General features: G+C 58.6%; 23 protein-coding genes. 9 read left to right on the top strand and 14 right to left on the bottom strand.

Annotated elements, in window-relative coordinates; all coding sequences use genetic code 11:
* Positions 1 to 34: 34 nt before the first annotated feature.
* Complete coding sequence (locus HSW_RS17105; protein ID WP_044002971.1) at positions 35 to 829, bottom strand: hypothetical protein; 795 nt, start codon at positions 827 to 829, stop codon at positions 35 to 37.
* 66 nt (positions 830 to 895) lie between these two features.
* Positions 896 to 1,318: a hypothetical protein gene (locus HSW_RS17100; RefSeq protein WP_044002970.1), complete on the bottom strand. Its 423-nt coding sequence runs from the start codon at positions 1,316 to 1,318 to the stop codon at positions 896 to 898.
* A 350-nt stretch (positions 1,319 to 1,668) separates the two neighbouring features.
* Between HSW_RS17100 and HSW_RS17095 the strand changes: the two genes are divergently transcribed.
* The 7 genes from HSW_RS17095 (at position 1,669) to HSW_RS17065 (ending at position 8,101) form a co-directional block, all read left to right on the top strand.
* Positions 1,669 to 2,340: a hypothetical protein gene (locus HSW_RS17095; protein ID WP_044002969.1), complete on the top strand. Its 672-nt coding sequence runs from the start codon at positions 1,669 to 1,671 to the stop codon at positions 2,338 to 2,340.
* Between the two features lie 77 nt (positions 2,341 to 2,417).
* Positions 2,418 to 2,711 carry a winged helix-turn-helix domain-containing protein gene (locus HSW_RS17090; RefSeq protein WP_044002968.1) on the top strand — a complete coding sequence of 98 codons (294 nt, stop codon included), beginning with the start codon at positions 2,418 to 2,420 and terminating at the stop codon, positions 2,709 to 2,711.
* Between the two features lie 58 nt (positions 2,712 to 2,769).
* The gene (locus HSW_RS17085) at positions 2,770 to 4,383 is read left to right on the top strand and encodes a DUF4153 domain-containing protein (protein WP_044002967.1); all 1,614 of its coding nucleotides are present in this window, start codon (positions 2,770 to 2,772) and stop codon (positions 4,381 to 4,383) included.
* A gap of 83 nt (positions 4,384 to 4,466) precedes the next feature.
* Positions 4,467 to 4,673: a hypothetical protein gene (locus tag HSW_RS17080; protein WP_044002966.1), complete on the top strand. Its 207-nt coding sequence runs from the start codon at positions 4,467 to 4,469 to the stop codon at positions 4,671 to 4,673.
* 12 nt (positions 4,674 to 4,685) lie between these two features.
* A complete protein-coding gene (locus HSW_RS17075) occupies positions 4,686 to 5,069 on the top strand; it encodes a hypothetical protein (protein WP_155833021.1) in 384 nt (127 codons plus the stop codon).
* The gene (locus HSW_RS17070; protein ID WP_044002964.1) at positions 5,057 to 5,437 is read left to right on the top strand and encodes a hypothetical protein; all 381 of its coding nucleotides are present in this window, start codon (positions 5,057 to 5,059) and stop codon (positions 5,435 to 5,437) included. The genes HSW_RS17075 and HSW_RS17070 overlap by 13 nt, the downstream gene beginning before the upstream one ends.
* Positions 5,438 to 5,713: 276 nt before the next feature.
* Positions 5,714 to 8,101, top strand: a complete 2,388-nt coding sequence (locus HSW_RS17065; RefSeq protein ID WP_081768468.1) for a transglycosylase domain-containing protein — start codon at positions 5,714 to 5,716, stop codon at positions 8,099 to 8,101.
* 77 nt (positions 8,102 to 8,178) lie between these two features.
* Here the strand turns inward: HSW_RS17065 and HSW_RS17060 are convergent, their stop codons facing one another.
* From HSW_RS17060 to HSW_RS17050, 3 genes are all read right to left on the bottom strand, one after another.
* Positions 8,179 to 9,093, bottom strand: coding sequence for a TIGR01777 family oxidoreductase (locus HSW_RS17060; RefSeq protein ID WP_044002962.1), 915 nt, complete (start codon positions 9,091 to 9,093; stop codon positions 8,179 to 8,181).
* An 81-nt stretch (positions 9,094 to 9,174) separates the two neighbouring features.
* On the bottom strand, positions 9,175 to 9,831 hold the full coding sequence (gene folE / locus HSW_RS17055; protein WP_044004982.1) for a GTP cyclohydrolase I FolE: 657 nt from the start codon (positions 9,829 to 9,831) through the stop codon (positions 9,175 to 9,177).
* Between the two features lie 22 nt (positions 9,832 to 9,853).
* On the bottom strand, positions 9,854 to 10,261 hold the full coding sequence (locus tag HSW_RS17050) for a 6-pyruvoyl trahydropterin synthase family protein (RefSeq protein WP_044002961.1): 408 nt from the start codon (positions 10,259 to 10,261) through the stop codon (positions 9,854 to 9,856).
* Between the two features lie 272 nt (positions 10,262 to 10,533).
* Here HSW_RS17050 and HSW_RS17045 point away from each other — a divergent pair, with 272 nt between their 5' ends.
* Positions 10,534 to 11,244, top strand: a complete 711-nt coding sequence (locus HSW_RS17045) for a hypothetical protein (RefSeq protein WP_052346557.1) — start codon at positions 10,534 to 10,536, stop codon at positions 11,242 to 11,244.
* Between the two features lie 61 nt (positions 11,245 to 11,305).
* Here the strand turns inward: HSW_RS17045 and HSW_RS17040 are convergent, their stop codons facing one another.
* Both HSW_RS17040 and HSW_RS23010 read right to left on the bottom strand, forming a co-directional pair.
* A complete protein-coding gene (locus HSW_RS17040; protein WP_044002959.1) occupies positions 11,306 to 11,899 on the bottom strand; it encodes an inorganic diphosphatase in 594 nt (197 codons plus the stop codon).
* Positions 11,900 to 12,008: 109 nt separating this feature from the next.
* Positions 12,009 to 14,960 carry a M1 family metallopeptidase gene (locus HSW_RS23010; RefSeq protein WP_052346555.1) on the bottom strand — a complete coding sequence of 984 codons (2,952 nt, stop codon included), beginning with the start codon at positions 14,958 to 14,960 and terminating at the stop codon, positions 12,009 to 12,011.
* Positions 14,961 to 15,111: 151 nt separating this feature from the next.
* Between HSW_RS23010 and HSW_RS17030 the strand changes: the two genes are divergently transcribed.
* Positions 15,112 to 15,480: a hypothetical protein gene (locus HSW_RS17030; protein WP_044002957.1), complete on the top strand. Its 369-nt coding sequence runs from the start codon at positions 15,112 to 15,114 to the stop codon at positions 15,478 to 15,480.
* Positions 15,481 to 15,659: 179 nt separating this feature from the next.
* Here HSW_RS17030 and rplS read toward each other — a convergent pair whose 3' ends face one another.
* From rplS to panB, 7 genes are all read right to left on the bottom strand, one after another.
* Positions 15,660 to 16,034, bottom strand: coding sequence for a 50S ribosomal protein L19 (gene rplS / locus HSW_RS17025; protein ID WP_044002956.1), 375 nt, complete (start codon positions 16,032 to 16,034; stop codon positions 15,660 to 15,662).
* Between the two features lie 182 nt (positions 16,035 to 16,216).
* Positions 16,217 to 16,894, bottom strand: a complete 678-nt coding sequence (gene trmD, locus HSW_RS17020) for a tRNA (guanosine(37)-N1)-methyltransferase TrmD (protein ID WP_044002954.1) — start codon at positions 16,892 to 16,894, stop codon at positions 16,217 to 16,219.
* Between the two features lie 9 nt (positions 16,895 to 16,903).
* Positions 16,904 to 17,506 carry a ribosome maturation factor RimM gene (rimM, locus tag HSW_RS17015; RefSeq protein WP_231501311.1) on the bottom strand — a complete coding sequence of 201 codons (603 nt, stop codon included), beginning with the start codon at positions 17,504 to 17,506 and terminating at the stop codon, positions 16,904 to 16,906.
* 95 nt (positions 17,507 to 17,601) lie between these two features.
* Positions 17,602 to 18,159, bottom strand: a complete 558-nt coding sequence (locus tag HSW_RS17010) for a 30S ribosomal protein S16 (RefSeq protein ID WP_044002952.1) — start codon at positions 18,157 to 18,159, stop codon at positions 17,602 to 17,604.
* A gap of 255 nt (positions 18,160 to 18,414) precedes the next feature.
* Positions 18,415 to 19,170 carry an acyl-CoA desaturase gene (locus tag HSW_RS17005; RefSeq protein WP_044002950.1) on the bottom strand — a complete coding sequence of 252 codons (756 nt, stop codon included), beginning with the start codon at positions 19,168 to 19,170 and terminating at the stop codon, positions 18,415 to 18,417.
* A gap of 238 nt (positions 19,171 to 19,408) precedes the next feature.
* Positions 19,409 to 20,116 (bottom strand): RluA family pseudouridine synthase, encoded by a 708-nt coding sequence (locus HSW_RS17000; RefSeq protein ID WP_044002949.1) that lies wholly within the window; start codon positions 20,114 to 20,116, stop codon positions 19,409 to 19,411.
* 117 nt (positions 20,117 to 20,233) lie between these two features.
* Positions 20,234 to 21,049: a 3-methyl-2-oxobutanoate hydroxymethyltransferase gene (gene panB / locus HSW_RS16995; RefSeq protein ID WP_044002947.1), complete on the bottom strand. Its 816-nt coding sequence runs from the start codon at positions 21,047 to 21,049 to the stop codon at positions 20,234 to 20,236.
* Positions 21,050 to 21,105: the final 56 nt, after the last annotated feature.

Here is a 21,105-nt window from a genome sequence, read left to right as displayed (position 1 = left end):
CCACCGGAAACCGGTGCGTGTCGCAAGCTAAAGCTTACGCCCCGGTTTCCGCCGGAGTTCCTATCAGATACGTGACCTGCGGCCCCCACCAATGCCGCACTACTCCCGCCTGCCAGTGAAAAGTACCCTCCGGATCGGCACAGTGGGCTAGAGCCAGCAGCTGCGGCGGCGGGTACATGCGCAGGATACTCACGCACCCATCCCAGATAGTGAATACCGGAATCAGGGGGATGAGGTAGGTGAAAACCAGCCGGCTGAGGCTGAACGGCCGGATAAAGGGTGTAATGAGCAGTTGTACCACCGGCAGCACGGTGCAGGCCAGCAGCAGCTCCAACCAGTGTTTCCCTGCGCCCTCAAATACGCCAATGCCGGTTTTCTGGCGCACCGCATCGGCCAGTAATGCCTCGGCCGCAGCGGGCGGGAAGTGGTGAAACGCCGAGAAGACGGTGCGCAGGCCTGGCATGTTAGTCGGCACGGCCGTAGCATCTACCGGGGCTTCTGCGAACGTCAGCCCCGAAGTGGTTTGCTGCAAAAGCCGCCAGGCGGACGGCTGCGGATACAGATCGGTGAGGCAGACCTGCGCTGCGGGCAGGCCGGTGGTATGCAGGCGGTGCAGGATGCCGGCCGTGCCCCCACCTGCGCCCGCGCACAGCTCCAGCAGTTGAGTCTGGCCGGTTTGGAGCAGGGCCGCACGCAGCAGCGGCACAATGGGCTGGTACGTGCCCAGCGTTGAAATCATGAACCGCAGATAATCCATCATGCCCGCCCGAATCATGCCCGGAAACCATGGCAGGTCTTCAAACTCAAACAGCTGGAGGCGAAGCTTCATACCAGCCTCTTACGCAACAGCAGGCGTATAAGCTGCCTGATCTGAGAGGATAGCCGGGAGATGACGTTAACCAACTGCCACCACCCGCCGTGCCGGCCCATACAGCCACAATACGGCTAGCACCGCCGCTACCCAGTACGGCAGTGACATGGGCAGCAGGCCCCAGAGTGAGTTGATGGGCAGCAGTAACAGCAGCAACTGGTTGGCCAGGAGGAAAAAAAGCGTGACACCACTCAGGGCCAGCGTACGGCGCGACCAGTTGGCCCGCAAGCCGCTCATCAGCGTGAAGAAAGGCACGACCAACGGCACCATAGCCAACGAAACCAGCGCCGCTACCAACCCCGACATCAGGGCAATGGAATAGTCCTCCAGGCGGTCGGAGGCGAAATCGAAGGCCAGCCACAGCGTACCGCCCACATTGCTGAGCAGCCACAGAATAAGCGTACGGGTAATAGTAGATTGGCTGGTGGCGGCGTAGTAATGAAGCATATCGTGAGGCTAAAGAAGTGAAAGGAAAATGGCCTTGCACCTAGGTAGTGCTGAGGTGATTTACGAGCTATAAAACAGTACTAGTTTGATGTATAGTATGTTTTTGTTGGGAAACACTGGTTTCAAAATGGGGCGTGATGAAGGCGTGTGCAGCGTTAAGGAAACCCGCAACACAACAGGCTGGCATACTTTCTCGGTAAGCAACCTGTCCCGTAATGACAGTGGCAGTAGGCCTGCCGCAACGGACGGTAAAGCAGGGCCTACGAGTTGTCGGCTCAAATTAAATTGCGCCCGGGAGTTGTAAAGGCGTCCAATTTATGCTTGCTTTGTAACGCAAAGTGCTTTAAAACATGGCCAAGCCTATTATCGACCCATTAGCCCAACTCACCGAGATTCGCTCCATCATGGAACGGTCGTCGCGCTTTATTTCGCTTAGTGGCCTCTCTGGGGTAGGGGCCGGGGTGGTGGCGTTAGTAGGAGCCGGCATCGGGCACTGGTATCTGCAGCAGCGCTACGCGCAGGAGGGCTATTCGTACGGGGGCTTCATGCGCCTGCTGCAAAGCACCGCCGAAGAGCGGCTGCTGGTGCTGCCGTTTCTGCTGGTGCTGGCGGCCGGTATTGTGGGCGCGGCGTTGGCCGTAGCCACGTTCTTCACGGTGCGCCGGGCGCGGCGAGACGGGCAGCCGGTGTGGAGTGCGCTGGGGCGGCGGCTGGCCATTAGTCTGGCTATTCCGCTGGTAGCGGGCGGCCTGTTTTGCCTTGCGTTGTTTGTGCAGGGAGCCGTGGGGCTGGTGGTGCCGGGGATGCTGTTATTCTACGGCTTGGCTTTGCTCAACGGCAGCAAATACACCCTCGATGAAATCCGGTGGCTGGGGCTCACGGAAATTGGGCTGGGACTGGTGGCCGTGTTGTTCCCCGGGTTTGGGCTGGCGTTCTTTGCACTCGGCTTCGGCCTGGGCCACATTGGTTACGGCCTGCTTATGTACAACCGCTACGAAAGGGGAACCGGAAGCCAAAAGTGAAAAGCTGGGCGGGAAAGCCTGTTCGCTTCCGCCTCCGGCCGGCTGTCCATTCTGATTTTTACCTCCTGCCTTCTCCTTTGAAACACCTTATTCACACGCTCAATAAAGCTTTCGACAACCGCGTACGGTTGGGCGTGATGGCCGTGCTCATGGCCAATGAATCGGTGAGCTTTAACGAGTTGAAGGAAGCCCTGGACCTGACCGACGGCAACCTGGCCAGTCACGTTGCCGCGCTGGAAAAGGCCGGGTATGTGGCCGTTACCAAGCAGTTCATCGGTAAGAAGCCCAACACAACGTACGCCGCTTCAAAAGAAGGGAAAATAGCTTTTCAGGAGCATCTGACAGCATTGGAAAAGTTATTGCGCGGATAGTCGAGCCCTTTTTTTGCCCAAATACTTTGAAATACAAAGTTCTTTTAAATAATAAATCATGAACACTATTTCTGCCTCCTTAGCCGCCAGTTCCGGCCCGGTAGTACGCCGGGTTCCGCTGCCGCTCACGGCCCTGCAAAAGCTGCTGATTCCAATGGGCGCAGTCCTGTTCGACCTCCTGTTCTGGAACCAGGAAACCGGGCTGAATCTGGCTTTGTACACGGTATTTGTGGTAGGAGCCACGCTGGCGGGCCTGCCCCGGCACGCGGCGGCGTGGCGCTCCGGCTATTTCCGCCTGATGCTGGCCGGCACGCTGCTGAGCGCGGGCTGTGTGGTATGGTACGGTTCCGGGGCAGCCTGCTTGGCCTGCGTAGCTTCCCTGGCAATGCTGCTGGGCTACCTGAACCAGCCACACCTGAAGCTGGTGGTATATGCCCTGCTGACAGCGGTAGCCGGGGCGGCGCGGGTGCTGCCAGGGTTGGTGCCTTATCTGAGTATGCCCAAAAGCGCTGGCTGGGGGCGCACCCGTTTCTACGGCCGGCTGCTGGTGCTGCCGCTGGTGGTGCTGGGCGTATTTCATGTGCTGTTCGTGCTGGCCAACCCGGTGTATGCCCGCCTGACCGATACTGTGCTGCTACATCTGGGCGAGTGGCTGGCGGCGCTGCTGCCGGCTATTTCGGTGCCGCATCTGCTGTTTTTTCTACTGGGACTGGCCCTCACGGCCGGGGCGCTGGTGGTGGTGCCGTTTCACTTCTTACTCGACCATGAGTCGCGCTTTGGGGAGTTTGTGCGGCGGCAGCGTGACCAGGTGGCGTCCTTCGGGGTACGTCGGCCGGATTTTCGGTCCCGTGACCGGCGGACGCTCGATTTGCGCAAGGAGTATCTGGCGGCGCTGGCCGTGTTTGGGTTAGTGAACGTGCTGCTGCTGGTAGTGAATGTGATTGATATTCGCTGGATCTGGTTTGGCTTCCGGCCCGAGCCCGGCTTCGACCTCACACAGTTTGTGCACGAGGGTACTTATGTGCTGATCCTGAGTATTCTGGTAGCCATGGGAATTGTGCTGTGGTTTTTCCGGCGTAACCTCAACTTCTACCAGCAGGGGCTTCCAGCCCTGCGCTGGGGGGCTACGGTGTGGGTACTGCAGAACGCGGTGCTGGCGGTATCGGTGGGGCTGCGCAACTACTACTATATCCTGCATACCGAGCTAGCCTACAAGCGCATCGGGGTGTACGGATTTCTGTTGCTGACTTTGTTTGGCCTGCTCACGGTGCTGCTCAAAATCTGGCAGCGCCGCTCCGCTTACTCGTTGGTGCGCCTCAACGGGCTGGCCGCGTACGGGCTGCTGCTGCTGCTGGCGTTGGGCAACTGGGAAATCTGGATTGCCCGCTACAACCTCAGCCCACGCTTCCAGACGCTGAACCTGGGCTTCCTGCTGGCTATGCCCGAGCGGGTGCTGCCCGAACTGGCCGCCCGCCAAACGGTGCTCGATGGCATGACGCGCATCATCATCAGTCCGCCCGGGGCCTACACCGAAACCACCGCCACGCCCACCGAGGCCCGTGCGGCTATCCGCCTGCGCATTCAGCAGTGGCAGCAGAACTACCCGCAGTACCACCACTGGCAAAGCTGGACGCACGCCGAATCGGCGGCGTACGAGACTCTGCGTGATTAATAGACAGTAAACCCAAACCGAAAACTCATTTTCAAGCTAAATCGACCATGCCTGTTCTATCAATAGCACTTTCGTTTTTAGGAATGCTGTGGTGCGCCGGTAGCGTAGCCGCGCTGGCCGCCCTGCTCACCTGGCGCGAGCGGGCCGCCACCTTCATAGCCCGCAGCCAGCGGCTGGTGATGGTAGTATTGCCCTGTGCCACGGTGCTGCTGGGTTCGGTGCTGTGGGTGCTGCTCCATGTAATGCTGCTGTGGGGCCAGAACGCGCCGGCAGCCGTGGCACTCCGGTAAAGTATGTGTCCGATGTCCGCATCTTCTTCCACGCATTCCGCCGGCCGCAGCCTGGCGGTGCTGCTGGCTGCCGGCGCCCTGCTCTGGACGTGGTGGCAGATTCCGAACTGGTACCGGCTGGGTGCTGTTGATGCCCGGCAACTCACGGCCTTAGTACAACTGTGGCAGCAGCCGTGGCTGCTGGCCCTGTGGGTAACGGGAGCCAACGCCGTGGTCCTGTACCGGGCCACGCTGCCACTGGCGCTGCCCTCGTCGCCGGGCAGCCTGCTGGATACGGGGCGGTTGCTGCCCGGGCTTGTGTTCTGGCTGTGCGTGGGGTTTCACCTGCTCAGCCTCGCGGGGCTAGTGCTGCTGGCTACGGGCTGGCTTACGCTGCAACCGTTATGGCCGCGGTAAGCTGGCTGGATGCACAGGTTGCCCGCCTCTGGCGCTTTGGCTGCCATACGGTACTACCGGCCGTGCCTCGCAGCGGCTGGCTGGTGGTGGGCCTGTTTGGCTTCGGGCTGCTAAACCTAGGGTTCGAGCGGGAAATCTGGCCGCACCACCCGCAGGCGGACATATGGTTCGGGCTGTTATTGTGCAGCTGTGGGCTGATGCTGCCCTGGCAATCGGCCGCTACGGCCCGGCGAGTTTCGCAGGTTGTGGTCGGCAGCTGGCAGCTGCTGTGGCAGTTGTTGGCCTGGATGAGCTACGCCGCTGCTGTGCTGGTTTCTATTCCGGCGCTTATCGGTTTTATTCTATGTCTGATGAAGGTATTTCGGTGAAAAGCCGAGGTGATTGTTAGTGCCTACATAAAGTGTACTATCCCCGGCAATCCGGCGGCGCGGCTACTGGCGGCACCGCCGGATTGCTGCCGTATCCGGGTGGAGGGAGCTGGTAAATTATTCCTGGTTAGATGCAATTAATAAGCATTCGATACGCCGCCCGCCGACTGCTAATCGGAGCTTAGGCCCAACCGTAGCTTTCGGCCCGCCCGCAACTGGTATATTTGCGGCTCCGAAACCGGCCCGGCTGGTTTACTTCGCCTCACTGCGCTCTGCATGCCCGCTCCCAAGTCGCCGAATATTCCTGCTTCCGCCGTGCCCGCCCGCCGGTGGCCCAATCGTGTTTCGCGGGCCTTGTGGGCGCTATTTACCGTGGGCGTTGGCACATTTCTGCTCTACCCGATTCTGGTAAGCATGAACTTCCTGTTCCTGTTTGGGAAGTCGCCGAGCCTGGAGGAACTGGAAAATCCGCGCGTAGAACAGCCTTCCCAGGTTTTTACGGCCGATGGCGTACTGCTGGGTCGCTACTTCCGCGAAAACCGCTCTCCGGTACCGCTCAGCAAAATGTCGCCTTGGCTAATTAAGGCCCTGATTTCCACCGAAGACGTGCGCTACCAGGACCACGCGGGCATCGACCCCATTGCCATTGCCCGGGCCGTGGCCGGGGCCGCTACCGGCGGCAGCGGGGGCGGCGGCTCCACCATCACCCAGCAGTTGGCCAAAAACCTCTATAAAACCCGTCGGCAGGAAAATACCGGCCTGCTGGGCCACGTGCCGCTGGTGGGTACGCTCATCAGCAAAACCAAGGAGTGGCTGACGGCCGTGGAACTGGAGCGCCGCTACACCAAGGATGAGATTCTGGCCCTGTACTTCAACACCGTGGAGTACGGCTCGCAGGCCTACGGGGTGAAAGTAGCCGCTAAAACCTTCTACAGCACCTCGCCCGATAGCCTGACGGTGGAGCAGGCTGCCATGCTGGTGGGCATGCTCAACAACCCTACTGCCTTCAACCCCAAATTTCACCCCGAACGGGCCAAAACCCGCCGCGACTTGGTGCTCACGCGCATGGGCCAGGCGGGCGTGCTGTCGGCTGCCCAAGTGCAGGCCGAGCAGGCTACGCCTATCGTGCTCCGGTATCAGGTAGAAAAGCACGTCGATGGCCCCGAAACCTACTTCCGGGGCGCTATTAGCCAGGCTGCCAACGCGTGGTGCAAGCAGAATGGCTACGATTTGTACCGCGACGGGCTGCGGGTGTACACTACCATCGACTCGCGGATGCAGGAATACGCCGAGGAAGCTGTGCAGAAGAAAATGAAGACCCTGCAACGCTCCTTCGATAACTTCTGGCGCAACCGTGACTCCAACCCCTGGGTAGACGAGGATGGCAAGGAGATTCCCAACTTCATCGAAACCCAGATGAAGCGTACCGAGCAGTACAAGGCCTTGGCTGCCCAGTACAAAGGCCGTCCCGATCTGCTCGATTCGGCCCTGCACCGCAAGCATCCCACCAAGGTATTTACTTGGAAAGGCGACGGCGACACGACTCTCATGTTGTCCCCGCTCGATTCGCTGGCCTACTACAAGCACTTTCTGCACGCGGGCATGATGACGATGGATCCCTTCACTGGCCAGATCAAGGCCTGGGTGGGCGGCCTCAACTACCGCTTCTTCCAGTACGACCATGTAAAGCAGGGCAAGCGCCAGGCCGGCTCTACCTTTAAGCCCTTCGTGTACCTCACCGCCCTCGACAATGGCTACTCACCCTGCGACCGGATCCGGGATGAGCGGGTAACCATCAAGTATGTGGAAGACGGCAAGCCCATGGAGTGGCAGCCCGATAACGTAACGCGCGAGTACACCGGCATGAACATGACGCTACGCTACGCTATGGCCCGTTCTGTTAACTCCGTCACGGCCCAGCTCACCGAGAAAGTAGGCTGGGAAAACGTGGCCAAATACGCCAACAAAGTGGGCATCCGGAGCAAGCTGCTGCCGGTGCCCAGTATCGGCCTAGGCTCGGGTGGTGATGTGAGCGTGTTTGAGATGGTGAATGCCTACAGCACCTTCGTCAACCAGGGCTTCCGGACCGAACCCATGCTGATTACTCGCATTGAAGATGCCAACGGCAACGTGCTGGCCCAGTTCGACCCGCAGCAGAAGCGCGTAATTCCGGCCGAAACTGCCTGGCTGATGACATACATGCTGCGTGGCGGCATGGAGGAGCCCGGCGGTACCTCGCAGGCACTTTGGGACTATGAGCTGTGGAAAAAGAACAACCAGATTGGCGGCAAAACCGGCACCACCAGCAACTACTCCGACGGCTGGTACATGGGCATCACTAAAGACCTGGTAACCGGCGTGTGGGTGGGCGGCGAAGACCGGAGCATCCACTTCCTAAACTCCCAGCAGGGCGAAGGCGGCCGCATGGCACTGCCCATCTTTGGAACCTACATGGAGAAGCTTTACCAGGACCCCGACCTCGACATCCGAATGGGGCCATTTCCGCAGCCTACTGTCAAAATTAACAAGAAGTATACCTGCGTAACGGCCGAACCCCGCCGCCGACGCGAGGAGGTAGTGGACACTATTGTGGTCGATAACCTGCTGGAAAACCTCAACAACGGCACCGTGCCCCTGCCCGATAGCCTGGGTGGCCAGCAGTAATCCGACAGACCAAACAAACGAGAAAGGGCCAACCGCAAGTGCGGTTGGCCCTTTCTCGTTTGTTAGCGGTAATGGTCCTACTCCTCGCCGTAGAACGACTCCAGCGCCCCGCGCAACTGCGGATGCTCGAAGGTGAAGCCGTTGCGCAGAACTTTCTCGGCACTCACGCGCTGCGAGGCCAGCACAATCTCGCTCATCTCGCCCATCATCAGCTTGAGGCCAAACTCAGGCACTTTGGGCAGCACCAGTGGGCGGTGCAGTACATCGGCCAGAATTTTGGTGAACTGTTGGTTGGTGACGGGATTGGGGGCCACAGCGTTGTAGGTGCCTTCCCACTTGGCATCCTCCAGGGCCTGAATGAACAGGCGGCACAGGTCGTCGAGGTGGATCCAGGACATGTACTGCTTGCCCGAGCCCAATGGCGCACCGGCCATCAGCTTCACGGTGCGGGCCAGGGGCACCAATGCGCCACCCTCGGGGCTCAGCACAATGCCGATGCGGATAATAGCCGTCCGGATGGTACCCTGAGTCGCTACGCTCTGCGCGGCGGCTTCCCATTGCCGGCATACCTCCGCCAGGAAATCATCGGCGGCAGGCAGTGTTTCCTCATGCACTATCTGGTCGTCCCGGTCGCCGTAGATACCGATGGCCGAAGCCGAAAGAAACGCCCGGACGTGGTGGTTATTCTTTGCCAGCTGTTTCGCCACCAGTTGCGTCCCGGCCAGGCGGCTCGACAGAATTTCACGCTTGCGCTCCTGCGTCCATTTGCCGTCCGATACACTGCTGCCGGCTAGGTTGATGATGTAATCAGCGTAGGGCACGGCCGCTTCATCAATGGTACCGGCCAGCGGGTCCCAGCGGAAGCTGCGGTAGCGGCCACTGCCGGGCGTACGGCTGAGTAGCGCCACTTCGTAACCCGCATCAATCAGCATTTCGGCGAGGCGGGTGCCGATCATGCCGGTACCGCCGGTAATCAGAACTTTACGGGACATTCTAAGGAGAACTGTAGTCGGGAAACGAGTTGCCGGGCAGAATACGAAGAAACCGGATCGGAAAGCTAGCAGCTTGCCGGTTTATTTTCCAATTAACCGCAGGAACTCGCGCCGTAGGGCTTCGTCGCGGCCAAAAGCGCCGCCGTACTCGGCCGTGATGGTGCTGCTATTCGTATCATTGACGCCCCGACTCATCACGCAGAGGTGGTCAGCTTCAATCAGCACGGCTACGTCTTCTGTATGTAGCGCGTTCTTGAGTTCCTCGGCAATCTGGCGGGTGAGGCGCTCCTGTACCTGGGGGCGGCGGGCGAAATACTGTACCACGCGGTTCAGCTTGCTCAGGCCTACCACATGTTCCCCCGGTAGATACGCAACGTGTGCCTTCCCGATGATGGGTACAAAATGGTGCTCACAGCATGAAAAAAGCGTGATGTCCCGCTCCACCAGCATGTTGTGGTACTGGTAGCGGTTCTCAAACAAGCGGACGTCGGGGCGGTGTTTCGGGTCCAGGCCTTTAAACCACTCCTGCACATACATTTTGGCCACCCGCTTGGGCGTGCCGCTCAGGCTGTCGTCGGTGAGGTCGAGGCCCAGCACCTGCATGATTTCGCGGAAGTGAGCCGCAATAGCCGCAATCTTCTCGTCGTCGCTGAGGGCAAAGGCATCGGGGCGAAGGGGGGTGCGCAGGTCCGCCGGGAGGTGGGTATCAATGGCAGGGCGGGCGGCGGCACCGTCCATGGCGGACGCCGCAGGCACGGAGTTATCCATGGTATTCTACAAAATTGCGTTCAGTCTCGTACAGCGTGACCGACAAGGCCAGACGTTCCTCCAAGTGAGGGCGCAGGCGGTTCCAGATAACCACGGCAATATTTTCGGCCGTGGGGTTGAGGTGGCGAAACTCCACCGTGTCCAGATTTAGATTCCGGTGGTCAAAGGTATCCAGAATCTCGCGTTTGATCAGGTCGCTCAGCAGTTTCATATCATACACATAGCCCGTTTCCGGGTCAATGCTTCCGGTCAGACGCACGATAAGCTCGTAGTTATGGCCGTGATAATGAGGGTTGTTGCACTTGCCAAACGTGTCCTGGTTCTGCGCGTCGCTCCAAGCTGAGTTATGGAGGCGGTGGGCAGCGTTGAAGTGCTCTTTGCGGCAGATGGTAACAGTCATAGTCGGCATTGAACCCGGATGAGTTGCTTTTGTTCAGGGTATATAAAGATTATCAACTAACTACAATGGGCCAGTATACCTATATGACGATGTTTTTATGGTACCTAAGTAATGTTGGATGGTAATTTTCTGACAAAAGGCAGGTTTCTTCAAAAAAAACAATCGGGGGCATAGAAAGATGCGGGCAGTCTGGTTAAATTTGATGAGCCGGATACAGTAAGCCGGCATCTACTTCCTGCAAATCATTTCTTCTCACTCTATTTCATTCCCCTATGAAACGAGGCGTACTCTTCTCTCTGCTGCTGATGTTGGCAACGACGGTGACTAGCTTCGCGCAAAAGTCGCCCGTTGACGAAACGGATATGGCCATCAAAGGCATTCCGCGTAAGGGGCAGCGTGTTTCTATGCAGCTTGACAGCAAACGCGTAGAAGATTCTTGGAAAAAGCAGTTGGACGAGCAGTTCGGCAGCAAAGTAAAGGCCGATAAGGGTGTTTACACCATGGACGGCGTTGTAATTGAAGCCGTTGCTAAAACGCCGGTGCGCGTTATCAGCAAAGTGGATGCCGTGCCAACGGGTACTACCGTGTGGTGGTCAATTGACCTGGGTAACGCCTACCTGAGCAAAGATGCTACCCCCGTGCAGTGGAAGGCTGCCGAAGGCTACCTGAAGGACTTCGCTCGCAAACTCTACCGTGAAGACTTGGCTTTGCAGGTTTCCTCCGCCGAAAACGCGCTGGTGAAGTCGCAGGATAACCACATGGCCGTAATTGCCAAAGCCGATGCCATCAAGAAGGACATCGAAAAGAATAAGGTACGTAAAGTTGAAATTCAGCAGCAGCTGGCCCAGAACGCCGCTGAACTGCAGCAGTTCAACAACCAGGTTGATCTGAACCTGAAGGAGCAGGAAGCTGCCCGCGCCGACATTGTGAACATGCGTGTTGCGTTGGAAGCCGTAAAGGAGCGTATGAACAAAATTGAGTAGTCAGGCTCGCCTGCTGCTTCGCAAAAGCCCCGCTGACAACTGTCGGCGGGGCTTTTGCTTTTTATTTCATCCAGTTGCGCACTTCCTTTTCGGCGGCTTTCTCATCCTTCCAGCCCACAATACGCGTTTCACGGGTGCGGTGCTGAAACCACAGGCTTAGGGAAGCTCGCACACCCGGGTAGCGGCGGTTGAGCGTGGTCCAGTCGGTGGCGTCGGGCAGGATACGCCGGGCCGGGCGAGCGGGCACGCTGAGCAGCACGTTCTGGAGCGTGCCGTTTACATCCAGCGTGAGCAAGGCCACCGGCAACACTTCCAGCACGGTGCCCGCCGGCTGACTTTCGGCCAGTACCAGAGTAGGCAGTGGCCCCGCCGGGTTTGGGCTACGGTCCGGCGACCGGGTGCCGGGCACAAAGCCTAGGTTGCCGGGCACAGGCAAAAACTCAATAAGCTCATCGGAGCCGGCCTGCTGGCTGCGCTCCAGCTTGTTGGTAGCGGGGTTGACGTGCTGCACATAGTTGGTGCCGGCGGGCATTTCCACCACCACCTGCAGTAGCTTCCGCTCCGTCGAAAAGGTGGGCAAATCGGCGTAATCCGTCCCACAGCTTACCAAACCAGCCCCCAGCAGAACTGCCGAAAGAGAAACAGATACGCGCATACAAGCCGGGAAAAGAGGGAACGAACAACTGCGTGAAATCCCCGGAAAGGTAAGAAGCCCGGCCAGCATCTGAAATGCCAGCCGGGCTTCCTGCAAATAGCAGAACGAACTACTGCGCCAGCTGCTGATTCAGAATTCGGAACGGGTTCAGCTCCTCCAGGTGCAGCACGAAGCGAATCTGGTCGGTGAAATTCTTGCGGCTGCTGGGCAGGCCGTTGGCGTACTGCGTACCGGCAAGGGGCACGTAGAGACGCAGGATATTCTTGGCTACCGGCAGTACCAGGCCGGCATCGTAGTAGAAGCGGTGCGGACCCCGGCCTTCCGTTTGGTAAAACTCCCGGGTGGCACCCAGGTCGGCAAAGACGGCCAGAGGCGTTACCGGCAGGTCGGCTTCCAGGCCCAGGGTGGTTAGCCAGTGGTTGCTGGCCACGGGCTGATACGATTTGAACGCGCCGTCCCGGTCATCGGTCTGGTGCTGCTGGGCCGTGAAGGTGTCGGAAATCTGCTGGCGGTCCAGGAACGCGGTCTGGCGGCGGTAGTCGAAGCTGCCGCTCAGGCCCATCTGGAAATCGGGGCTCGATTTCAGGAACGTGCCCCCGAACAGTCGGGCGCGAATCTGCTTTTTGGCGCTGTAGTAGCGGCCGTAGGTGGCCGTGGCGCGCAGCAGGGCAGCTTCCCGGCTGGAATTATCCACGTCGGCATCAGCCGTGAGGTAGTTCAACTCCACGTTGGCCGACCAGTTTTGCAGCGCGTTACCGTCGCGCACCACATATTCCAGCGTCTGAAAGCTGCTGGTGCGGTCCAGATCTTGGTTGCGCACGGTGGTGTTAGCCACGCGCACCAAATGCTGGGCTTGGTTGAAGGCCGAGTGAGGCAGGAGCAATGTGAGGCTCGGCTCAGTTTTGCGGAACCGCTCGAAGCGGGTGAACTGGATGCTGGTGAGCAGCTGCCGGGCGCGGGTGCGGGGCAGCACGTTCAGCGTCAGGCTCCCGATGCCATTCAGCTCGTTGCGGTTGAAGCTGTACATGGGCATGGCCAGAAAGTTCAGCCGCTTCGGTGCCAGCAGGTTGTTGTAGAACGCGGCCCCCAGCATGAACTTATCGGAGGTATTCGCGCCCACTACGGGAACCCAGTTGATGAAGTGCCGGTCCCAGCGCTCCAGACTGGCCAGGGGCTTCAGTTGCAGCGGCTCCCAACTGCGGAACGAGCCGGTGGTTTTCAGCCGGTCGTCGTGGCGGTTTAGTTGGGGCGTGAGGTAGCCGGGGTCTACTACCACGGCCGCCACGTTCTGCCGCCGGAAGTTGAGCTGGGTTTCGTCCTGCTCATCGTCCTCGGTACCGCCGAACACGGGCGTCCACTTGGTTTCCAGCACCCGGCCCTGGGCATCAACGGTGGCGACGGGCACAGCAAACGGGGCCGGCGAATCGTTGCGCACCAGCACTTTCACGGCGTCGCCCTGCACCAGCATATCGGAAGCGGCGGCTTCGTAGTGGTTCTGGGTCGTGAGCATATCCCGGAAAAACCAGTCGAGGTTCTGGCCGCTCACTTCCTCAAATACGGCCTCCATATCGGCCGGGTAGGGGTGACGGAACTGCCAGCGCTGGTAATAGGTCTGCATGGCTGCGTCAAACTTCTCCTGCCCCAGATAGCCGGCCAGGTATTTCAGGGCCGCAGCCGTTTTGCCGTACACGATGAGGCCGTAGTTCAGCTTGCCGTATTCGGCCGAGTTGGGTCCGCTCACTGGCTGGTCGAGGCCCCGGGAGGCAACGGCGGCGTACTGCACTTGGTCGAGGGCGGCGGCGGGCAGGTTGTCGAGGCCAACGGCCGCGGCCAGTTTGGGCATCTTTAACAAGAAGCCGCTGGGGCCTTTACTGCTGTCCTGCGCGGCAATGCGGTTTTCCACGTAGGAGTTCACCCCTTCATCCAGCCACGGAAAATCCCGCTCGTTGGAACCCAGAATGCCGTAAAACCAGTTGTGACCCACTTCGTGGACAATGGCCGACGGCTGGGTGACGGTCACCATCGGGTATTCCATGCCGGAACCAGCACTTAGGGCCCCATCAACGGCCGTAGCGGAGGCGTACGGGTATTCGCCCACCCATTGCGAGTAGTAGGTAAGCGCCGTATTCACGTCCTGCAGACCTTTAATCCACCTCTGCGCATCCTTGTTGGTGAACATAACCCAGGAGGTCACCTGCCGGCCCGAAGGCAGCGTCACGCCACTTTTCAGCACGTTGAAGCGTTTGTCGGCAAACCAGGCAAAGTCGTGCACTTTGTCCTGCACGTAGCGCAGGGTTTTGGTTTCGGTGGCCGAGGCCGGAAAGCTCAAGTCGTTGCCGAAGTCCTTGGCCGTTTTTTTGATGGCGGCCGTGGCGGCCAACTGATCAAGGCGCTGCTGTTCGTCGGGGTTTTGCAGTACGCCGGTAGCACCTACCACGTAGTTGGCGGGCAGCGTAATGCGCACGTCAAACGCTCCGAACTCAGAGTAAAACTCACCTTGGTCCAGATAAGGCATCTGGTGCCAGCCCTTCTGGTCGTACACGGCGGGCTTGGGGTACCACTGGGTAATCTGGTAGCCCTGCCCGACGTGGCCGAAACGCGAGAACGAATCTGGGATTTTGACCTTGAACGGCGTGGTAATGGTCACGCTGGCCCCCGGAGCCAGCGGCTGGGTCAGGATGAGCTTGGCCATGTCGGGGCTGCTGGCGTCGTACTCCAGGCGGGCCGGCTGGCCGTTTACCTGGAAATCAAGTCCGTCGATGAAGCCGCGCTGCTCGGGCCGGGCAAATTGAAACTTGCGGCTGCCGTTGCGCAGTTGCTGCCGGGCAAAGGCCGTGTTGTTGTCGCGGTATGCGTTGGGCCAGAGGTGAAACCAGAGGTAAGGCAGCACATCGGGGGAGTTGTTGGTATAGATAAGCTCCTCGCGGCCGCTGAGCGTATGCTGGCGGTCATCCAGCGTCACGTCGATAGAATAGTTGACCTGCTGCTGCCAGGTAGCTGACTGGGCTAGGCCCAGCAGCGGTCCGGCCAGTAGCGGGCCCAGGACTAGAAATTTCTTCATGCGGAAAGAATAGGGGAGAGAAAAAACGACGGTAACGGCCACGAAAGTAGCCCTTCGGCCGGGAAGATGCGCCACAACCTTTACCCGTTGCCTGCGTTTGGAAGCCTATTCCCAACCTCCGCTGTACCCGGCGGATTAATCTTTGCTACCGATGTCCTTCCACAAGCAACCAAAAGACGATACCCAACACCAGAACCACCTAGACGGCACGGCCAAGCTGCTGGGCCTCGACCTGCAGGAAGAAGCCGAGCGTTCCGGCCTCGATAACCACTTCCAGCGCTGGATTGAGGATCTGAAAGACGTCAATAACCCCGAGCTGCACCAGTTGGTAACCGACCTGCAGGACCTGAAAGCCCACTTCAACGGCGGCAGTATCGACAAGGATAAAGTAGCCCAGCTACTGGGGCGCCTCGGCGAAAACACCACCAAGGCTGCCGTATTCGCCGAAAACCCGAACACGGCTGAGCGCGTGGAGAAACTGGGCGCTGCCCTGACCGCCGCCGCTGCTCAGGTAAAGTAAGCTCACGATAAATACGGCAGGTTCTGTTTTGCCTGTCTGCCGAAACGCCCCGGTTCCTTTCGCAGGAGCCGGGGCGTTCTGATTGGTAGCTGCTCAGGACCGGCGGCTGTAAACGCCAACGGCCGGCTCCCTGTGAAGGAAGCCGGCCGTTGTATTGAAAGGGCGGGTACGGTGCGTGCTTAAGCAGCAGCAACGATTACGCGACGCTTTTCTTTGATACGAGCCGCTTTGCCCGACAGACCACGCAGATAGAACAGACGAGCACGACGTACTTTACCGCGACGGATTACTTCGATCTTGTCGATGTTGGGCGACAGGAGGGGGAAGATACGCTCGGTACCGATCTGGTTCGAAATCTTACGAACGGTAAAGGTTTCGCCGTTCGAGTTCGTGTTTTTGCGCTGGATAACGACGCCCTGGAACTGCTGAACGCGCTCCTTGTTGCCCTCGCGAATTTTCACGTGGACGATGACGGTATCACCGGCGGCAAACTGGGGGAAGCTGGCGCGGCGCTCCTGGGATTCCTGCTGGATAAAATCGAGTAGTACGCTCATGGCTGGAAAAACTGTGAAGGACGGCCGCGCCGCCCTGAAGGGTTTCAGGTAAAGAGGCGCAAATATAGCCCTCTGTTTTTGAATTGTGAAATTGTGGGTTTGTGAAATTGTGAGTTTCGTGTTCTTACTGCGCTTGTTAGCGTATTCAGAGCAGCAAATTCACCTTGCACAACTTTGCCATTTCACTCTTGTAATAAGTCCGGCCGGCGCTGTTCGGTGCGGGCCAGGGCTTGTTCGTGGCGCCAGACGTCAATTTTCGGGGTGTTGCCCGAAAGCAGAATGTCCGGTACCGCAAGGCCCCGCCACTCGGCCGGGCGGGTGTACACGGGCGGAGCCAGCAGGTTGTCCTGAAACGAGTCGCTCAGGGCTGATTCCTCGTTACCCAGCACGCCGGGTAACAGCCGAACTACGGCATCCACCAGAATGGCCGCGCCCAACTCACCTCCACTCAGTACGTAGTCGCCTACGCTGATTTCGTGAGTGATGTAGGCTTGCCGGATGCGCTCATCCACGCCCTTGTAGTGGCCGCAGAGGATAAGCAGATTACCCGCCAACGACAACCGGTTAACCAAAGGCTGGCGTAGCGTTTCGCCGTCGGGCGTCATATAAATGACCGCATCGTAGGCGCGCTGGGCTAGCAGCTCGTCGAAGCAGGCGGCAATCGGCTCCACGCGCAACACCATGCCGGCACCCCCACCAAACACGTAGTCATCAATCTGACCGTGCTTGTTGATGGCGTACCGGCGAAGGTCGTGCAGATGAATTTCGGCCAGTCCTTTCTCTTGCGCCCGCTTCACAATGGAAACGGCGAAAGGGCTGGTCAGTAACTCCGGCTGACACGTCACGATGTCGATCCGCATGGGTAAAGCCTAAGCGGCGGTTTCCTCGTCGGCGTCTTCCGGCTTTGGGGAGGAAGGCGAAAGATACACGTCGAGCAGACCTTCCGGCAGATTCACGAACAGTTTCCGGGCAGCCTGGTCGGCGTTCAGAATCAGCTCATCTACTACCGGAATCAACACCTCCTGGCCCTGGTAGCGCATGGCTAGCACATCCTGCTGGGGCAGTTCGTAGAAGGTTTCCACGAGGCCCAGCGGGCCCATTTGCTGATCGACCACCGTGTAGCCTACTACATCATGGAAGTAGAACTGGTCGTCCTGCAGGGCCGGCAACTCGGCCAGGGGACGCCACAGCTTGGCATTACGCAACGGCTCCGCCTCCTCAATCCGGTCAATGCCCTGCAGTTTCAGCAGCACCCGGCTTTCGGCCTGGGGCTGAAACTTTTCCACGCCGTACGGTACCAGCTTACCCGGGGCCGTAGGCATTTCCAGCAGCACCGATTTGAGCTGACGGTAGTCGTTGAGGTCGTCCACATCGAAAAAAGCCACCACGAAGCCTTTGAGGCCGTGCGGCTTCCCGAGGGAGCCCAGTTGGTAGCAGTCGTCGAGGGTCATGAGCAGGAGGTGGGTATGCAAGTGAGGAGTTCAAAAGGCGAAACGCTGGGGGCCGCAGCAGGATACTGCCGGCCGGCAACTTTTTCCTTTTGAACTCCTCAACTCAGGACCTGAAATTAAGCGCCGGCTTCCTCAGTGGTGTCGGCCGAAGCTTCTGCCTCGGTGGTTTCGCCTTCAGCAGCAGCGGCCGGAGCCGGAGCATTGGCAGCCTCCAGAGCAGCTTGCTTAGCGCGCTGAGCTTCAGCACGGGCCTCTTTTACTTTGGTTTCGGCGGCCAGACGCTGCTGACGAGCTTCATCCTTGGCAGTGCCAAGCGAAGTGCGCTTGCCTTCGATTTTAGCGTCTTTCTGCTCTTTCCAGTCGGTAAAGCGCTGATCAGCCACATCCTGCGAAATAGCGCCTTTGATTACGCCAAGTTGCAGGTGCTTGCGGTACAGCACGCCACGGTAAGAGAGCATAGCCCGAACGGTATCGGTGGGCTGGGCACCTTTCATGATCCAGTCGAACGCCTTGTCACCATCGAAGTTGATGGTAGCGGGGTTGGTCTGGGGGTTGTAGGTACCGATTTTCTCGATGAAGCGGCCGTCGCGGGGCGAGCGGGAGTCAGCAACAACGATGTCGAACTGTGCGGCCTTCTTGCGGCCACGACGGGCGAGGCGGATTTTAACTGCCATAAACCGGTTTGGTTAAGCGACGCATCCCGTGCGTCTGGTTGAAAATGAGGTGCAAAGGTACGAGAAATGGTGAAGTTGTGAAAGGTGAATTTGTGAATCGAGAAGTAAGCTTTCCAGAAATAGAAGGCCGCCGCTGTTGCAGCCTGAAAATCAGCCAAAGAAAAAGCCCTCCTGCCGAAGCAGAAAGGCTTTATACTTTGGCGGAATAGTGAAGCCTAATTTCACAACTTCACCTTTCACAATTTCACAAATCGGCTAAGCGGCCATCTGGACGGCTTCCTGCCACTTACGTTTTACTTTCACGATGCCCACTTTATCCAACACCCAGATGAACGCGTAGGTGGGGTCCAGTTCCCATTTCTTTACGCCGAAGTTGACGCGCATGGGCAGCTTATGGTGGTTGTTCTGGAACAGCTCACCAAACGCCAGAAAGTCGAAGGGCAGCGTGTTCTTGGATTTGTCGTGGTTATCGAAGTTCTGGTAGCCGTACTTGTGGCCGCCCCAGTTCACAATGGCGCCGTGGATGGGGCCCATCAGGAAGTGGATGGGCAGCAGCAGGAACTGCCACCAGGCCGTGGCAAACTGCACGTAGAACAGCACATACAGCGCGCCCCAGCCAATGCGGGAGTAAGCCGTGCCGCCGAAAGCCTCCAGCGACTTCCATTCCGGAGTGTCGCCTTCAAAACGCTTGGCTTCCTCGTAACGGTTTTCTACTACCTCGCCATAAATCACCTTGGTTTTCCACATCATGCTGAAGGCATTAGAAGAGAAGTGGGGCGAGTGGGGGTCCAGTTCCGTATCGGAGTAGGCGTGGTGCATGCGGTGCAGCAGCGCGTACGCCCGCGGCGACAGGAACGAAGAACCCTGGCAGATGTACGTGAACAGGAAGAAGAACTTCTCCCAAAACTTGTTCATCGTAAACATCTTGTGGGCCGCGTACCGGTGCAGGTAAAACGTCTGGGTAAAGAGCGACAGGTAGTAGTGCGCTACGAAGAAAACGAGTATTGCCATGGGGCAGAAATGATTAGAGGTCGAAACCGGGGACGGCCCATTTGAGGGCACAAGCCTAAACCTGTGACTAAAGTTCAAGAGCCGTTTTACAAAACTACTGCCGGGCCTGCGCCAAGTGCAATTTCCTCCCCAAAAGGCCAAAATGTTATTCGCCAGGCAAGGTAAAACAGGAGCGGTGAGCCGGACGACCTCGTTAGACGATGCCTCCGGCTCACCGCTCTTGCTTTATTTCACTCAATTAATAGTACGCCTCCGCAGCTTCCCAGTGAGCAATATCGGGCAGGGGAGCCTTGAAGCACATGGCTTCTTTGGTGACGGGATGTTGAAACTCCAGCTGACGTGCGTGCAAGGCAATACTCACGTCGGGCAACGGGGCCAGGAAGCCGTACTTCACGTCGCCGACGATGGGCGTGCCGAGGCCGGAGCTAAGCTGCACCCGAATCTGGTGGGGGCGGCCCGTGATGGGGTTCACCTGCACCAGCCAGCGGTTGCCGGCCTGCCCCAGCACCTGGTAGTCTAGGTCGGCTTTCAGACCCTGGCCGTGGCGCTCGGTATAGGCTTTGGTGGTGTTACGGATGGGGTCCTTTACCAGCCAGTGCGTGAGGTGTCCTTGGGTGGGCTCGGGACACTTGCCGGTGAGGGCCCAGTAGGTTTTGTGCACTTTGTTGTCGCGGAACAGCTCGTTGAGGCGGCTCAGGGCTTTGCTGGTTTTGGCCAAAGCCACCACGCCGCTCACGGGCCGGTCGAGGCGGTGGGCCACGCCCACGAACGCCGCGCCAGGCTTCTTGTACTTGAAGCGCAGGTATTCCTCGGCCTTGGCCGAAAGCGGCTCATCCCCGGTGGCATCGCCCTGCACGAGCAGGCCGGCGGGCTTGTTGATGATGAGCAGATGATTGTCTTCGAACAGAATTTCCTTCCGCTCCGACCACAGATTCGGACGATTCACTTTGGGTTAATTATGAATTATAAATGCTGAATGTTGAGTTGATACTGCACAATCCAATTTCCTGGAGCAGTCCATCCGATTAATTCAGCATTCATAATTCAGTATTCATAATTCAACTCAGTACGCTTCGTCCGGGGTGGGGAAGTCGTTGGCTTTTACATCCTGGATGTAGCGTTGCACGGCGTCATGCATTAGGTCGCCCAGCTCGGCGTAGCGGCGCAGGAAGCGGGGTTTGAACTCCTTTGTGATACCCAGCATATCGTGCACGACCAGCACCTGTCCGTCCACATCGGGGCCGGCTCCGATACCGATAACCGGAATATCCAGCTTCTCGGCCACCTGCTTGGCCAAGCTTGACGGAATTTTCTCCAGCACCAGCGCAAAACACCCGATTTCCTGGAGCAGCAGTGCGTCTTCAATTAGCTTTTGCGCCTCGGCTTCTTCCTTGGCCCGCACGGTGTAGGTGCCAAATTTATAAATACTTTGGGGAGTAAGTCCCAAGTGGCCCATCACGGGAATACCAGCGGTCAGAATTCGGGTGATACTGTCCTTGATTTCGGCACCGCCTTCCAGCTTGATGCCGTGCCCGCCCGACTCTTTCATAATGCGGATGGCTGAACGCAACGCCTCCGACGAATTTCCTTGGTAGGAGCCGAAGGGCATATCCACTACCACGAAGGCCCGTTTCACGGCCCGCACCACGCTCTGGGCATGGTAAATCATCTGGTCGAGGGTAATGGGCAGGGTGGTTTCGTGGCCGGCCATAACGTTGGAGGCTGAGTCGCCGACGAGCAACACGTCGATGCCAGCGCCGTCCAGGATCTGCGCCATCGAGAAGTCGTAGGCGGTGAGCATGGAAATTTTCTCGCCGCGTTGCTTCATTGCCAGCAGTTGATGCGTGGTCACGAGCTTGACTTCTTTATGCTGGGACATGGGAAAGGAAAGTGAAGTAAGACAGAGTCCGGCACCAGAAGCCGGAAGTGGGGCAA

Origin of the sequence: Hymenobacter swuensis DY53 (genome assembly GCF_000576555.1) — a bacterium.
Taxonomy (GTDB): domain Bacteria; phylum Bacteroidota; class Bacteroidia; order Cytophagales; family Hymenobacteraceae; genus Hymenobacter; species Hymenobacter swuensis.
This window is presented reverse-complemented; position numbering and strand designations above follow the sequence as displayed.